Origin of the sequence: Niameybacter massiliensis (genome assembly GCF_001282685.1) — a bacterium.
GTDB classification, from domain to species: domain Bacteria; phylum Bacillota; class Clostridia; order Lachnospirales; family Cellulosilyticaceae; genus Holtiella; species Holtiella tumoricola.
Map to the genome: position 1 here is coordinate 1,425,786 of NZ_LN875035.1, position 16,876 is coordinate 1,442,661.

General features: G+C 34.4%; 13 protein-coding genes. 4 read left to right on the top strand and 9 right to left on the bottom strand.

All coding sequences use genetic code 11. From position 1 onward, the window contains the following. Nucleotides 1–30: 30 nt before the first annotated feature. The 7 genes from BN2390_RS12105 to BN2390_RS12135 form a co-directional block, all read right to left on the bottom strand. Nucleotides 31–2,670 (bottom strand): translation factor GTPase family protein, encoded by a 2,640-nt coding sequence (locus BN2390_RS12105; RefSeq protein ID WP_053984608.1) that lies wholly within the window; start codon nt 2,668–2,670, stop codon nt 31–33. 171 nt (nt 2,671–2,841) lie between these two features. Next, on the bottom strand, nt 2,842–3,711 hold the full coding sequence (locus tag BN2390_RS12110; protein ID WP_053984609.1) for a YitT family protein: 870 nt from the start codon (nt 3,709–3,711) through the stop codon (nt 2,842–2,844). Nucleotides 3,712–3,758: 47 nt separating this feature from the next. Beyond that, complete coding sequence (locus BN2390_RS12115) at nt 3,759–4,745, bottom strand: ADP-ribosylglycohydrolase family protein (protein ID WP_053984610.1); 987 nt, start codon at nt 4,743–4,745, stop codon at nt 3,759–3,761. A gap of 25 nt (nt 4,746–4,770) precedes the next feature. After that, on the bottom strand, nt 4,771–6,282 hold the full coding sequence (locus BN2390_RS12120; RefSeq protein WP_053984611.1) for an extracellular solute-binding protein: 1,512 nt from the start codon (nt 6,280–6,282) through the stop codon (nt 4,771–4,773). A 41-nt stretch (nt 6,283–6,323) separates the two neighbouring features. Next, nucleotides 6,324–7,214 carry a carbohydrate ABC transporter permease gene (locus BN2390_RS12125; protein WP_053984612.1) on the bottom strand — a complete coding sequence of 297 codons (891 nt, stop codon included), beginning with the start codon at nt 7,212–7,214 and terminating at the stop codon, nt 6,324–6,326. A gap of 13 nt (nt 7,215–7,227) precedes the next feature. After that, nucleotides 7,228–8,193: an ABC transporter permease gene (locus BN2390_RS12130; protein ID WP_242847671.1), complete on the bottom strand. Its 966-nt coding sequence runs from the start codon at nt 8,191–8,193 to the stop codon at nt 7,228–7,230. A gap of 165 nt (nt 8,194–8,358) precedes the next feature. After that, nucleotides 8,359–9,369 carry a LacI family DNA-binding transcriptional regulator gene (locus tag BN2390_RS12135; protein ID WP_053984613.1) on the bottom strand — a complete coding sequence of 337 codons (1,011 nt, stop codon included), beginning with the start codon at nt 9,367–9,369 and terminating at the stop codon, nt 8,359–8,361. 268 nt (nt 9,370–9,637) lie between these two features. On the opposite strand from BN2390_RS12135, the gene BN2390_RS12140 reads away from it, so the two are divergent. From BN2390_RS12140 to rbsK, 4 genes are read left to right on the top strand one after another with little or no spacing between them, the layout of a single operon-like run. Further along, a complete protein-coding gene (locus tag BN2390_RS12140; protein ID WP_053984614.1) occupies nt 9,638–10,996 on the top strand; it encodes an acyclic terpene utilization AtuA family protein in 1,359 nt (452 codons plus the stop codon). A gap of 2 nt (nt 10,997–10,998) precedes the next feature. Further along, nucleotides 10,999–11,307 (top strand): DUF4387 domain-containing protein, encoded by a 309-nt coding sequence (locus BN2390_RS12145; RefSeq protein WP_053984615.1) that lies wholly within the window; start codon nt 10,999–11,001, stop codon nt 11,305–11,307. Nucleotides 11,308–11,335: 28 nt separating this feature from the next. Beyond that, the gene (locus tag BN2390_RS12150) at nt 11,336–13,441 is read left to right on the top strand and encodes an ADP-ribosylglycohydrolase family protein (RefSeq protein WP_053984616.1); all 2,106 of its coding nucleotides are present in this window, start codon (nt 11,336–11,338) and stop codon (nt 13,439–13,441) included. A gap of 31 nt (nt 13,442–13,472) precedes the next feature. Continuing rightward, entirely contained in the window at nt 13,473–14,375 is a 903-nt protein-coding gene (rbsK, locus tag BN2390_RS12155; RefSeq protein ID WP_053984617.1) for a ribokinase, read from the top strand. A gap of 58 nt (nt 14,376–14,433) precedes the next feature. Here the strand turns inward: rbsK and hemL are convergent, their stop codons facing one another. After that, nucleotides 14,434–15,726, bottom strand: a complete 1,293-nt coding sequence (gene hemL, locus BN2390_RS12160) for a glutamate-1-semialdehyde 2,1-aminomutase (protein ID WP_053986318.1) — start codon at nt 15,724–15,726, stop codon at nt 14,434–14,436. Nucleotides 15,727–15,742: 16 nt separating this feature from the next. Then, nucleotides 15,743–16,702, bottom strand: coding sequence for a porphobilinogen synthase (gene hemB, locus BN2390_RS12165; protein ID WP_053984618.1), 960 nt, complete (start codon nt 16,700–16,702; stop codon nt 15,743–15,745). Between the last annotated feature and the right edge of the window lie 174 nt (nt 16,703–16,876).

Sequence of the window (16,876 nt, forward strand, 5' to 3'; positions counted from 1 at the left end):
TTCTATAGGAAAGCGCTCCTCTGATTTACTCTATTCAGTCATTCTAATCTCTTCCATTTGTTTTACTATATTTTCTGGCATATTATCTATCAAATAATTTTTGTCACTTTTATTTTTCTCTTCATACTCTTCCCAGTACTTCTTAGCAGTAAGAGCCATCTGCTCATACAGATCTTTTGCTGATAATAAATAACATCCCTTACCTCTTGTAATAATTTGTTCTGTTCCATCAGAAGTTGCTACCGTTATACGATATTTACTTGCATGCTCATGAGCAAACTTTTCGATAAATTGGTCTGCTGTTTCTGCTTCTTTTGTGTATACAACACGGATATTATGATAGTCATAAATTTCTGTTGGATGACCTTCTAAACGATAGGCATCAAAAACAACCATTAGATGACACTTATGATATCCTTGGTAATTACAAAGCAAGTCTAACAATCTATCTTTTGCTGCATCAATGTGTGTTCTGGCTATCTCATTTAATTCTTCACATCCAAAAATGACATTATAACCATCTACTAGTAAGTATTCTTCTTTACTTGTAGGCTTACTTGCCGTTCTAATAATAGGCATTTGAGTAGCCCATTCATTGCGCTTGCCCATACGTTTTCTAGGTACATATTCTTTTTTTTGATTAGAGTAAAAGGTTCTTTCTAAAATAGCGTCTATTTCGTCTGTACCAATGCTCTCTTCTTCCCAATAAGCTTCATTTTGTATAGTAACTTCTTGAGTGGTAGTATTTCCCAACTTGCGGCATTCAATATGCATATAGTCATAGACCCTATCCCAGCTTACTAGGAATCCACTACCATGGGCACAAAATACTGAACCTGTTGGATTATCAATATCAGCTTCTGAATCATATCCATAAGCTGATATGACTTCTTCAGCATTATGACATGGTTCATAGCCTTTCAAGCTACAAAATAGCCTTCCATGCCCTTTGGTATAAGCTATAACCTCTTTTTGATAATCTCTCATCGTCACTACTGGAGCTGTTCCTGTTAGTATAGCCATTCCCTTTTCTATATCTGGTGGATTAGATTTTCCACACATCTTCTCAACATCCATCATTGCCCTACCAACCATATTTTCTGGTATTTCTAAACGAAACTCATAAAATGGTTCAAGAAGTATGGACTGTGCTTGCTTTAATCCTTGTCTTACCGCTCGGTAAGTTGCCTCTCTAAAGTCTCCACCTTCAGTATGTTTATTATGTGCCCTACCAGATACTAAAGTAATTTTCATATCTGTTATGACGGAACCGGTCAATACACCTTTATGTTCTTTTTCTTGTAGATGCGTTAATACAAGACGTTGCCAGTTTTTACCTAGATTATCTTCACTACAATCTGTAGCAAATTGTACACCACTTCCTTGTGGTAGTGGCTCCATCAAAAGATGAACCTCTGCATAATGGCGTAATGGCTCAAAATGCCCTACCCCTTCTACTGCATTAGTAATTGTTTCTTTGTAAACAATATTGCCTGCTCCAAAGCTTACGTCTATTCCAAATCGCTCTAATATCATATGTTTTAAGATTTCTATTTGAACTTCACCCATAATCTGCGCTTGGATTTCCTGTAAAGCTTCATCCCATACGATATGAAGCTGTGGATCCTCTTCTGAGAGCTGTAATAGCTTTGGTAGTACTGCTGCAGGATCATATTGATCAGGTAATATAATTTGATAAGTCAGTACAGGTTCAAGCAAAGGTTGATTAGTCGCTTCGGCGTTGCCTAACCCTTCACCTGGATAAGTTTTTGTAAGCCCTGTTACAGCACAAACTGTCCCAGGCAAAGCCTCATTAATAGCGTCAAACTTATTACCTGAATAAATACGAATCTGATTAACCTTTTCCTCTTCTTTCGTAAGTACTGACCTTACTTTAAGACTACCACCTATAATCTTCATATAAGTCAAGCGATTCCCCTGCTCATCTCTTGCAATTTTAAAGACCTTTGCTCCAAATGATTCAGGGTATTCTGGCACTTTTGCATGCTTACTTATACCTGCCATAAATTCTTTAACTCCTTCAAGCTTTAAAGCAGAACCAAAGTAACATGGGAAAAGTTGACGCTTTGCAATCAGCTCACTTATAGCTTCATCTTCAACTTTTCCAGTTTCTAAGTAAGCTTCTAGTAGCCCTTCATCGCACACTGCCACACTTTCATAAAAGTCCTCATCTTGCTCATCTGAGAAGTCCGTACATCCCTCATCAAGACGCTTCTTTAATTCTTCTAGAAGCTTATCCTTGTCTGTTCCATCTTGATCCATCTTATTAATAAATAAAAAGACAGGTATTTTATATTTAGATAATAATCTCCACAGTGTTTCAGTATGCCCCTGTACCCCATCTGCTCCACTTATCACCAAAATCGCATAATCTAATACTTGTAGCGTACGTTCCATTTCTGTAGAAAAATCCACATGTCCTGGGGTATCTAATAAAGTTATTTGTATATCTTCTAAATCCATCACAGCTTGTTTAGAAAAAATAGTGATTCCTCTTTGTCTTTCCAACTCATACGTATCTAAAAAAGCATCCTTTTTATCGACTCGCCCAAGTTTTCTCAGCTTACCGCTTAGGTAAAGCATCCCCTCAGATAATGTAGTCTTACCGGCATCTACATGGGCTAGTATTCCTATTACTAATTTATTCATGTCCAATCTCTCTTATCGTTTCCTGATTTTTGCCATACTTTATCATATGAAAAATAGTAGCCCTGCCAAGTGGTGCGCTACTATTTGATATTACTGTTTATTACTTAATATTATAGCATTCTAAGCAATCCTCATTCAAGTTAGTATTCATTATTGCACTTAAATCAATTTTTAAGTTACTTTTGTTATTTCTGGATGTATAAAACCCTTTCCATTTCCTATAACTTGACATGTATCTGATATAGTCATAAAAGCTCCACTGTCATGTTTTAAAACAATTTGCTTAGCCTTACTTACTTCACTAATACTAATAGTAGAATAAAGAAAATATTTTTCTTCATCTGTGTAGGCACCTTTGGCAGCCATTACAGTAACTCCTCTCCCTAATTCATTGATAAGACCTTCTGACACCTCTTTATATTTTTCTTTACTACTAATAATAAATAGCGTTCTCTTATGATTAAGCCCATCTACCATAAAATTAGCGACTTGGCTACTAACAAACATAGTAGCTATTGTTACTATTGTTATATCTAAACCATAATAATACATAGATAAACTTAATATAATGCTATTTAATACAAAGTTAACTGTTGCCATACTAATTGAAAAATGCTGATTTATGATTTTTGCTATAATGTCCATTCCACCTGTAGAAACATTTCCTCTAAAAAGTATTCCTGTTCCCATTCCATGGATTACTCCACCTACTAAAATAACTGAAAGCGTATCTGTTGTAGGAATAACTATACCACCTGTTATTTCTACCCAAAAAGATAAGCTACTCATTCCTAATAAAGCATAAAATAAGAACCGTTTATCTAGATAAAAATATCCTATTATAAATAATGGGATATTCAGAACAAGTACAAGTAAGCTAATTCTCCATTGGAATAGAAAATGTAATAACATAGATATCCCTGTTAAACCTGCACTTAATAGCCTGTTGGGTAAAAATATACTATTAGCAGCAATTGCCAATAATAGTGTTCCTATTATAATCGCTACAATCTTATTTAAGTCAATAAGCTTCTTATTCATATCTGCTCCTTATAACAGTAAAAGGCTGCCTAAGGCAGCCTTTTATTTTATTTAATAAGCGTAGCAAGCCCTGTTGCAAGCTCTTTAATATCTAATCCTTTTGTAAATTCAAGGCAAGTACCACTTGGATAACGTGTTTTTTCTATCCATGCTTCTGGCATCTTACTTGCACCATATTTTGCACCTAATATAGTACCAGCTACAGCTCCAATAGTATCAGCATCGCGACCAAAGTTACCAGCTACAATTACTCCCGTCTTAAAGTCTTGGTGAGCTAGCTTTAAACAAGCAAATGCTTGCGTTACAGCCTCTGCTGTTGTAGCCCATGAACTAGTCCATAATGCATCATGTAAAGGCATCCATGCATCAATAATTGAACCATCTGCCTTTTCAATAATTTCAAATGCATTATTCATAGCGTAATAGAACCAAGAATCTTTAGGAATTTGTAACATTGCAGTATCTATAATTTCATCCATAGTCGCATCTACCATTGCAACTGATACAGCTGCTGCTACCGCTTGTGCTCCCCATACACCCTCACGATAATGACTAACCGAAGCATCTATGGCAGCCATATGTGCAGCTCTTTCAGGGTCTCCTGCACATATTATTCCTACAGGTCCAATTCTCATAGCTGTTCCATCACTCATATGTGCACTATTGTACATTCCTGAATAGGGTGGTCTTAACCCTTTTCTTAAGTTATTAGCTGCTTCTATTTCACTTGCTCCACCTCTTTTAAACTCATCTTGTGTAGCAACATTATTAAGCCACGCTTTGACTACTTCATCTGTTGTTAAATGTCCACCACATTCTATAAGTGTTTTAGCTGTTAGAAGTGCAAACTCTGTATCATCTGTGCTCCATGATGCACCTTTGTTAAAATCTGTTGTCACTCCATAGTTTGATTTATTTTCTGGTTTTCTAGAGGCATCTCCAAAAGAATCTCCTATTGCTAATCCTGAGAGCGATCCATATGCTTTATCAAACGCAAGTGCTTTATTATTAATCAAATCTAATCGTGTTAACATGTATATCACATCCTTCTTATATGATTTATTCTAAAACTGTTGCCAAATACTCTGATAATTCTTGACCTCCCATTTGATTAACTTTTTGTACAAATTCATCAAAAGCACTAATTGGTTTTACCCCTCTTACAATATCTGTACTATATTCGTTGTAAAGCATTACAATGGCATCCCATTTTCCCTGTAATTCTTCTGGCATAATAATATTAGTATCTTCATAATAATATTTTTCACCATTTTCAAGGGACTGGAGCATTGGTGCTGAGAATGGTTCTTTTACATAAGGCATGCCTGCATCAAATGTATAAAGTGTATCCCAGAATCTTGCCCACCACTCAGAAAATTTATCTGTAATAGCAATTTTCCCATCCTCGATATTGTAATGTACTCCTTCAACACCCATTTTGTCTAACATACGTCCCTGTGGACTTGCCATATATTCTAAAATAGCAAATGCTGCATCTTTAGCTTCTGAATCTACAGGAATAGCAAATCCACGAGATTCTTTTGTTGTATCTACTGATAAATAAGCTTGCCCTGCCCCTTTAGCTGGAGGAAGTACAACAAGTTCTGCCTGTTCACCATTTTTAGCCACCATCTTATCATTATAGATTTGAATTACGCCTCCTTGTGTACCTGCAACTAGTCCTACAGTTCCTTCATAAAAACGTTGTTCAAATACATCCCAAGTTGTTGTGATATACTCGCTATCCAATAACCCTTCTTGATAAAGTTTTGCATAAAACTCTAATTTATCTTTTTCTGGCTGTGAAATCATGCTAGGAATCCATTTTCCATCTTCCTTCATAAAAGTACCTGTTACTCCAAATGCATGATTAAAAATACTATCTAATTTAGTTAAACTTCCATCTGTTGTAGTGGCATACTTAGTTAATCCTGTGTTAACCATTTCTTTAAATAATGCATAGTAGTTATCTACTGTCGGATTTTCAATCACTGCTTGAGCGGATGTGAGTTGTTCTGCCCAATCTTTTCTCATTACAGGTACAGCCACACGTGGTGGTGCTAACCAAAGAAGATATGGGTAATTTTTCATTGATTCTTTATTGTGCTCTTGCATTAACTGTTTAACATATGTAGATCCTTCAATATAAGATGTTAAATCTTCTAATAACCCCTCTTGAGCAATTGGTAAATCTCCACCTTGGAAGTACACTAAGTCTGGTAAAATTTCCCCTGTTCTAAGTGCTAATGGTACTACCTCTTTATACGTTCCAGTTGGTGCTTCTAAAAATTCTAGTGTTACATATTTTTCTTGCTCTGCCATGCCTTTTTCTATTTTTTCTTTGAGCATTATAACGCCTTCTTCTGTTGGCGGCACATCCTTAATCAGAATCTTAACATTAATAGGTTCACTTTGTGTCCCTATTTCTCCTACTTCTACAGGGGCCTCAGCTTTAGTTTGTTCAGGTGCTACTGGTTCTGCACTTTCTTGCTTACTTGAACAACCTGTAAAACCTGCCATAGCTACTGTAGCAGTAAGTAATCCTACTATTAACTTCTTTACTTTTTTCATTGTTCTTCCCCCTTAAATTTAAATATAGTTATAGACCAAAGCTATTCTTTTACACCTCCAGCCATAATATCCTTAGTATAGAACTTCAGTACTAAAGGATATATCAGCAATATAGGTAAAATAGCTATAACTATCGTTGCATTCTTTAATGCAATCATATCAACTTGGGCCCATTCATTATTATTAAGTAAATTCTCTGCTCCAATTAGTGATGCTGTATCATTTAAAACAACAAATTGTCTTAGAAGTACTTGTAGGGTCGTCTTAGAGGCTTTTGTCATATAGATACCTGATTTAAAATATTCATTCCATCTTACTACTGCATAGAACATAGTAATTGTTGCAATACCTGGCTTAGCTAGGGGTACTGCTATATGGAAAAATGTTTTAAGATGTCCTGCTCCATCAATTGTTGCAGCTTCATACAAAGCAGTTGGCACCTCTTCAAAAAAGCGCATCATAATGATGAGGTAATATACATTGACTGCTGTAACAAGAATAACTGACCACAAACTTCCCATTAATCCTAATTCTTTAATCACAAGGTACTCAGGTACAAGTCCTGGATCAAATAGCATCATAATAATGAGGAAAATCATAATGACCTTTTTAAAAACTAACCCTGGTCTCGTTAATGCATAAGCTGCCATTGTTGTAAGTAAAATATTTATTGACGTGCCTACTATTGTAATAAATATGGAGTTTAACAATGCAGGAATTAAGATTGGATGATTGAGGATAATCTTATAATTTATTAAATTAAATTTTTGTGGCAATATATCAAGGCCACTCATATAAGGTGAAACAGATGGATCTGATAACGATCTTGCTAATATATTTAGTAATGGAATAATCATTGTAAGAGTTAAAAGAAACATTCCTATTACTAATATAAGTTGCCAAGCACTAAATTTTTTTATGAGTTTCTTCATTTTCTCTTCCTCCCTACCATACTCCTTTTCCTGTAAAACGTTTAGACACAAAGTGTGTTATAAGGACAAGCGCTGTTCCAAACAACCCTTTTATAAGTCCCACTGCCGTTGCCAATGAATACTGACCATTTAAAAGACCAATTCGATAAATATATGTATCTAAAATATCAATCGCACTATTGACAGAATTATTAGTAAAGTTAAGCACTTGATCAAAGCCTGCATTCAAAAAGAATCCTAAATTTAGAATAAACATTGTAACCATAGGAACTACTAATGCTGGTAAGATGACATAACGAATAACATTAGCTCTTGAAGCACCATCAATAGCTGCTGCTTCATAAAGACTTGGGCTAATTGATAAAATGGCTGCAAAGTACACAATTGAATCCCATCCTATACTTCTCCAACCTTCTGACCAAAAAAGCACCCATCTTATATGTTCTTTACTTGTCATAAAATCAATAGGCGTTACACCAAACCACCCTAAGATTTCATTAACTGCGCCACTAGTTGGTGATAATACAGAAATCCAAATCCCTGCAATAACTACCCAAGAAAGAAAATGAGGTAAATAAGAAATGACTTGTACGTATTTTCTAAATCCACGTGATCTTATTTCATTAAGTAAGATCGCAAAAATTACAAATAACGGAAATAACAATACATACTTCATAAAACTTATAATCAATGTATTGCGTAAAATCTCAAAAAACACGGGTGTATCAAAAATCATTTTAAAATACTTAAAACCTTCAAATACCCATGGACCTTTTGTTTTAAATGTAAAGAATGCCAATCTCATGTTAATAATAGGCCATACTCTAAAAATAATAAAATAGATAAGTGTAGGGATAATCATAAAATATAAAACTTTATCCCTTTTGATTTTAGCTATATTACTTTTTATTTTTCTTTCTTTGGGCATATTACTGTTCATTTGATTTTCTAAGAACAATTTTTTGTTTACATTTTCCATACTCTCTCCTTTCATTGTGTTAAAATTTATTAATTTCTCAATAACTAAACCGGTATCTTTTAAATATATTATATTATAATAAATTTTTATTTTCAATTTAAATTTTTCAATAAACTTATTTTATTTTTTTAGACATATATACTAAATAAAAGTACATTTTGTTTTTCAAAATGTACTTTTCGTTGTATTTCTTAATTCTAATGTCGGTTCTACCACTATATGTCTAATACCTCCTATAGAATTTTCAATAATACCTACTAGCATCTTTGATATTTCTACCGCCATTTCATATATTGGTTGTATAACTGTTGATACACTTGGTTCAAATATTTCACTTAGCTCAATCCCATCAAAACCTATAATTTCTATGTCTTCTGGAACTTTTTTCCCAAGTGCCTTTATAGCCTTAATAGAACCTATTGCTACCATATCACATGCTGCAAAAATTGCATCTACTTGGGGACTTTCTTTTAAGAGCTCATAGGTCATTTTATAACCGGCTTTCACTGAAAACTCCCCCGTACGTATGAGTTTATTATCTACTTTTATTTTATTATCCTCTAATGCTATTTTATATCCTTCTAGCCTTTGTTTAGTAGAGATAGCTTCTCTTTCTCCTCCTAAAAAGGCGATACTTTTCTTATTATTTTTTATAAAATATTCCATAGCACTTATAGCACCACTTATATTATTAACACATACACTTGCATCACAAAATTTTCTATCAACAACTCTATCAGCTAGTACTATAGGAATATTAAACTCTTTTATTTTAGAAATACCATTTCCTTCTCCTATTCCTGTTGCAAGTATAATCCCATCTACTCTTTTATCAATGAATGATAATAAATATTTCTCTTCTTTTAATGGATCATTATCTGAATTACATAGAAATATAGTATAACCTAACTCACTTAAATAATCATCAATTCCCCGTACAAGTTGTGGAAAGAAAGGATTTGTTATATCCGGAATAATAACGCCTATCATTTTACTCCCAATACCTGCCACACTTCTAGCATGCACATTAGGTCTATATCCTACTTCTTTTATAGTTTTAAGTATCCTTTTTTTAGTTTCTTCACTTACTCCTTCTGATTTATTATTAATAACTCTAGATACTGTAGCTTTTGAAACTCCTGTTATCTTTGCAATATCTGCTATAGTATATGCCATTTACTTCTTTCCCCTTTCTCTATTTTATCCTTAGCGATTAATGTCATCATCATATCATTCAAAAATTTAATTTTCAATATATATTAATATTTTATTATTTTAATCTTATATTTTATACAATATAGCTAATTATAAAACTATATTTTAGTTTTATTTTCTTAAAATTAAATCATATTCAGTATTGTTTATTATATTTTTTTCCCGTATAATCAACTTATAACTAAACCGGTTACTCATTTCACACCAATACGTAAAAGGAGTTTTGACTATGGCATTTAAAATTCTTTCCCCTTGTGGAATCTTAGGTTATGGCTACCCACTCTCTTCATTTATGGCTGGTATTAACGAACAGCCTGATGCTATTGTAGTTGATGCTGGTTCAACAGATGCTGGCCCACATAAACTAGGTGCTGGCGTACCTATTGTAAGCAAGAATTCTTGCAAAAAAGATTTACTTCCAATGATTACAGAAGGTATTAATCATAAAATCCCTGTTATTATCGGTTCAGCTGGTGGCAGTGGCGCTAAAAAACATGTTAATTGGACACTTGATATTATTCAAAGCATTCTAAAAGAACAAGGACTTAAAAATGTAAAAATAGCTATTATTTGGGGTGATATTGCTTCTAATGTTGTGAAGGAACGTTTAGCTGAAGGGAAAGTAACACCTTTAGGTAAAATGGTAAAAGAATTAACTCCAGAAATTATTGATAAGACAAATGGAATTGTAGCACAAATGGGTGAACAACCTATTATAGAAGCACTTAAAGCTGGTGCTGATATTATTGTATGTGGCAGAGCCTATGACCCTTCTCCATTTGCTGCTCCTGCTATCTTAAATGGTTACAATCCTGCTTTTGCTTATCATTTGGGTAAGATTTTAGAATGTGCTGCCCTTTGTTGTGAACCTGGTACAACTAAAGATTGTATGCTTGGCATTATTAATGAAGATAACTTTGAAGTAGTACCTTTAAATCCTATACGTAAATGCACCAAAGTAAGCGTTGCAGCCCATACTTTTTATGAAAAAGATCATCCCTATCTCCTTAAAGGACCTGGAATTACCATGAATTTAAAGAACTGTACTTTTGAGGAAATAGGGAATGGTAGTGTACGTGTAAGAGGAAGTCAAATTAATTATGATGATATATATAGAATTAAATTAGAAGGTGCTATGCCTGTAGCTTTTAGAACCTTTGTTATTGCTGGAATCCGTGATCCTCTTCTGATCGCAAAACTAGAACTTGTTGAAGACCTTGTTAAAGATCAAGTTCAGGAATATTATAAAGAATTTGATCCCTCTACCTATGCTATTAATTTTATTAACTATGGTATTAACGGTGTAATGGGAGATATTGAACCTATCAACTCCCGTGGTCATGAAGTATGTGTTCTTATGGAAGTTTTAGCTAATACTCAAGAAATTGCTTCTACTATTTGTGCATCTCTCCGTTCCACTTTCTTGCACTATGGTTATGAAGGCCGCAAGTCAACTGCTGGAAATCTTGCTTTTCCATTTGCACCAAGTGATGTTGAATTTGGTCAAGTTTATGAATTTTCTGTATATCATCTTATGGAAGTTAAAAGTGGAAATGAACTCTTTAAAATCGATTATTTGGAGGTGTAGTAATGCCTAAATGCTATGAACTAGCTAAAGTACTACGTAGCAAAAATTCTGGGCCTTTTGAAATTACGCTAGATATACTATTTGATAATGAAGCTTCTTATAATCTTGTAAAAAATAGTAATAAGATTACTAAATCTACGATTGCAAAGCTTTATCATATGGACGAAAGCATGATAAATGATATTATCTTCTTTGATACTGCATTAGGTATTAAAATTACTTATGCTAGAAAAATTTCATCTGGTACTTGTTTTGAAAGAGATGTTTATGGTTCCCAGCAACATGCACCTCTTATGGAATTAGAAATTTAATTACTACACTTTATGAGGAGGCAACTTTATGATTCCTAATAACTATTTAGAAAAAGTCTATGCTGGTTTTCTCGGAATGAATATTGGTATACGTCTTGGTGCACCTGTAGAACCTACTCTTTGGACTTATGAACGTATCCAAAATACATATGGTGATATAACAAGCTATGTAAAAACTTACAAAAATTTCGCTGCAGATGATGATGCTAATGGACCTGTTTTTTTCTTACGTGCACTTTATGATGATGCTAAAGACCGTGAATTAGTCCCACAAGATGTTGCACGTGCTTGGCTCAATTATGCTAGAGAGGAAAAGGGCATGTTTTGGTGGGGTGGTTATGGAATTAGTACAGAACACACTGCTTATCAAAACTTAAAAATGGGTATCCCTGCTCCAAAATCGGGTTCTATCGAACAAAATGGTCAAATTTTAGCTGAACAAATTGGTGGCCAAATTTTTATTGATACCTGGGGGCTAGTTCTACCTTGTAACCCTGAAAAAGCTGCCCAATATGGAGAATATGCAGCAAGTGTATCTCATGACGGAGATGGTATTAACGGTGCTAGATTTTTCTGCGCTGCTATTTCAAAAGCTTTTGAAAGCTCTAATATTAGAGAAATTATCGATACTGGACTATCTTATATACCGAAAACTTCTACATACTATGCTGTAGCACAAGCCGTTATCAAGTTCTACGAAGAAAATCCTAATGATTTTAGAGCATGCCGTTCTATGCTAGAAAATTACTGGGGTTATGATAAATACAAAGGTGTCTGTCACATAATTCCGAATGCTGGTGTATGTATTTTAGCAATGCTCTATGGAAAAGGTGAATTCAATCGTACTATCGAAATTGCCACTATGTGTGGCTGGGATACTGATTGTAATGCTGGCAATGTAGGTACAGTTCTCGGTGTAATGTGTGGTATAACAGGTTTAGCGAAAAGATATAGAGATCCTATTAATGATAGCATTGTACTCTCTTCTATCTCTGGTTACTTGAATATTTTAGATATTCCTTCTTATGCAAAAGAACTTGCCCTTTTAGGATATCGTTTAGCACAGGAAGAAGCACCTCTATCTTTAAAAAATAGTTTCAAAGAAGGTGAAATTTATTTTGACTTTGAACTTCCAGGCTCCACTCATAATATTCGCCTTTCTGACTCCTTCTTATGTAGTATAGAGCATACTTTTGATCATGGTTATAACAGTAATGGTTCACTTAAGATTCTCTTTGATCGTATGTCTCGTGGCCAAAACTGCAAAGTTTATTATAAACCTTATTATTTAAGAAGTGATTTTAGTGATGAACGCTATAGTCCTGTCTTTTCTCCTACTGTATATTCTGGACAAATAGTATCTATGAAAATTTATTTAGATCAATGGAATGGAAATGAGACAATGGGCTTTGCTCCTTATATTCATTTAGCAAATAGTAAACAGGATATAATTCAAGGCTATATTAAACTTATTGACCAAGAATGGTTAGATGTAGAATTTATTATTCCTAGTACTGAAGGTGACCTCATTGATGAAGTAGGTATTATACTAGAAAGTTACTCTCCCGCAAAGTTTAAAAGTTTAGGTTGCATCTATTTAGACGATTTTAAAATTTCTGGTCCATCAACTTATAGTATAGATTTTTCTAAACAAAAATCTAACTTTGGTTCTATATCACCCTTCTCACATAATTATGGTGCTTGGAGCTTAGAAAATGATAAAATGTTAGCCATGTCATATGGATATGCTGAATCCTATGCTGGTAACTATTTTGCAAAAAATTATGTAGTTACTGCTATTATTACACCTCTTCATGGAAATACCCATATGCTATCTGTACGTGCTCAAGGTGCCCAAAAAGGCTATCATGCTGGTTTTGATAGGCCTGGCTTTGTAGCTCTCTACCTCAATGATTTTGGATTTACCAAACTTACCGAAGTACCCTTCGACTGGACTTTTAATACAGAATATACCGTTTCGTTTAGCTGTAATAATGTATTATTAGAAGTATTTATTAATGGTAAACAACTTATTGCTTATAATGATTCTACTTTTACTTATGGAATGTACGGCTGTAGCCGTCTTTCTATGGGGCGAACAGCATTTAGTCATTTTAAAATAAGAGAATATTAACTTTTATTCCTTTTAGAAAGAAGGTGATACAATGATTACAGTTATTGGCAGTTTAAATATGGACCTTGTTCTATATACATCTTATTTCCCTCAAGTAGGTGAAACAATCTCTTCAACACGCTATCTCGAAATCCCTGGTGGTAAAGGTGCTAATCAAGCTATGTCAATTGGTAAACTAAACGGATCTGTTGAAATGATAGGTGCTATAGGCAACGATGGCTTTGGGGATAAATTAATTCAAAACTTATCTAATCATGGTATTGGTATACAAGGTATTAAACGTTGCACTTCTACTACTGGTACTGCTTTTATCAATGTTGATGACCATGGAGATAATAAAATTATTCTTGTTCCAGGAGCGAATTACGAATTAACTACGCAGCATATTGATGAAGAAATTCATCTTCTAGAAAAAAGTGAATTTATAATCTTACAACTTGAAGTTCCATTAACCACTGTTTTCTATGCAATTCAAAAAGCTAAAGAGCTCAATAAAACAGTTATTCTTAATCCTGCTCCAGCATGTAAATTAGATGCTAACCTATTAAAAAATGTAGATATCTTAACTCCTAATGAAACAGAACTTGAGATTTTAACAGATACTAAAATCAATACACTCAAAGATATTAAGTATGCCTGTCATAAACTTCTTGCACAGGGTATCAAAGCTGTTATCGTTACAATAGGCGCTAAAGGTGCTGTTATTGTAACCATGAATAACTTTATCTCAATTCCTGGCTATGAAGTTGATGCTATCGATACAACTGCTGCGGGTGATTCTTTTACAGGCGCACTTGCTTTAGGCCTAAATCAAGGATATGACTTAGAGGCTGCTACTCATTTTGCTAATCAAGTTGCCTCTATCACCGTTCAAAGAAAAGGTGCCCAGATTTCCTTACCTACTTTAGATGAATTTCATACTTACTTCAAATAAACTCTATTTTTCAAATAAATAAAAGGGTCAGAAACTATACAGTTTCTAACCCTTTTATTTATTGATGTGCTACACGTAATGCATTGCCGATTGCAACAAGTGCCTTATCTAAATCTTCTTTTGTATGTGCTGTACTTAAGAACATTGCTTCGTATTGAGCTGGTCCAACGAGAACACCTTGTTCGAGTAAAGCTTGGAAGTAATGATTAAATTTCTCTGTATCACATGTCATGGCATCCTCATAGTTACGTACTTCTTTATCTGTGAAGAAGAGACATACTAATGAACCTGCTTGTGCTACATGATAATTTAAGCCTAAATCTTTTAAATGTGTACGGATACCTTCTGCAAGGTAGTTCGCTTTTTCTTCTAATTCTTTATAGACCTCTTGATGGTCACGTAAGTATTCAAGTTGTTTCTTACCAATGTACATAGCAAGTGGGTTACCTGACAATGTACCTGCTTGATAAACTGGTCCTACTGGTGAAACCATATCCATAATTTCTGCTTTCCCTGCGTAAGCACCTACTGGAAGGCCGCCTCCAATAATCTTACCAAAGCATACCATATCTGGTTCAATATCAAAGTACTCACGGCTGCTACCATATGCAATTCTAAATCCAGTAATAACTTCATCAAAGATAAGTACTGTACCATGTTCTTGTGTTATTTTACGAAGTGCCTCTAAGAAGTCACGCTCTGCTGGTACAAGTCCCATGTTTCCACCAATTGGTTCTACAATAACAGCTGCAATGTCGTCACCTTGTTCATTGAAGATGGCTTCTAATGCTTCAATGTTGTTGTATGGTGTTACAAGTGTATGTTTAACAACATCAGCTGGTACACCTGGGCTAGTTGGTACACCATAAGTAATTGTACCTGAACCTGATTTTACAAGTAATGCATCTGAATGCCCATGGTAGCATCCTTCAAATTTAAGAATCTTGTTACGTCCTGTGTAACCTCTTGCTACACGTAAAGCGCTCATTGTCGCTTCTGTACCAGAGTTTACCATACGTACTTTATCTATTCCTTTATAGGCATCTACAATAAGTTTTGCCATTTCAACTTCAATAGCAGTAGGTACACCATAGCTTGTTCCTTTAGCTACCATATCGGCAATACCCGCTGTAATTTGTTCATTACTATGACCTAAAATAAGAGGGCCCCATGAACAAATAAAATCAATATATTCATTACCATCTACATCCCAAATATGACTTCCATGTGCATGATCAATAAAAATAGGATTAATTCCTACTGATTTAAATGCACGAACAGGGCTATTTACCCCACCTGGAATATACTTTACTGCTTCTTCAAAAATCTCTGCTGAACGTTTATGTTCCATCGTAATCTCCACCATCCTATATCCACTTACATAATTCTTTTGCAAAGTAAGTAATAATAATATCTGCTCCTGCACGTTTGATAGAAAGCACACTTTCATAAATTGCTTTCTCATCTAAAAGGCCATTTTCTACTGCTAATTTGATCATAGCATACTCACCGCTTACATTGTAGGCTGCAATAGGCATGTTAAAGTTATCTTTTACACGTCTAATAATATCTAAATAAGAAAGTGCTGGCTTAACCATAACAATATCTGCACCTTCTTCAATATCAAGCTCTACTTCACGTAAAGCTTCATCTGTGTTTGAAATATCCATTTGGTATGTTTTACGATCTCCAAATGCAGGTGCTGAATGTGCTGCCGCACGGAATGGTCCATAGAAGCTTGAAGCGTATTTTGCGCTATAAGCCATAATAGGTACATTCATAAATCCTGCTTCATCTAATGCTGTACGAATAGCACCTACTCTTCCATCCATCATATCTGATGGCGCTACCATATCAGCACCTGCAACTGCATGGCTTACTGCAATACGCGCTAAGTAAGAAAGTGTCACATCATTTTGCACATTTCCTGTTTTATCTAAAATACCACAGTGACCGTGGTCGGTATATTGGCACATACATACATCTGTAATCACATATATCTCTGGTGCAAGCTCTTTCACTTTGCGAATAGCTTGTTGTACAATACCTGTTTCACTGTAAGCTTCTTTTCCAAAAGCATCTTTTTCATCTGGCACACCAAATAAAATTACATATTTAATACCAAGGTCTACAAGTTCTTTAATTTCTTCTTCTAAACGGTCAACAGAATAATGGAAGATGCCCTTTAAAGAAGATATTTCTTCTTTTTTATTTGTACCTTCTACTACAAAGATAGGGTACACAAGGTTTCTTCTTTCTAGTGTTGTTTCTCTTACCATTTCTCGAATTGCTAAATTACCACGTAATCTTCTTGGTCTTTTAATCATCATATAGCCTTCTTTCTATCTATTAGACTTTTTGTATACTGTTTGTTTATAACATCAGTATACATCCTTTCAATTTTACTCCTATATACAAAGTCTGGCAAATTTATTTATCTGATGACTACCATCCGTAATACTCCATCCTTTATAAACTGGAGTAAACGGATGCTACGTCCC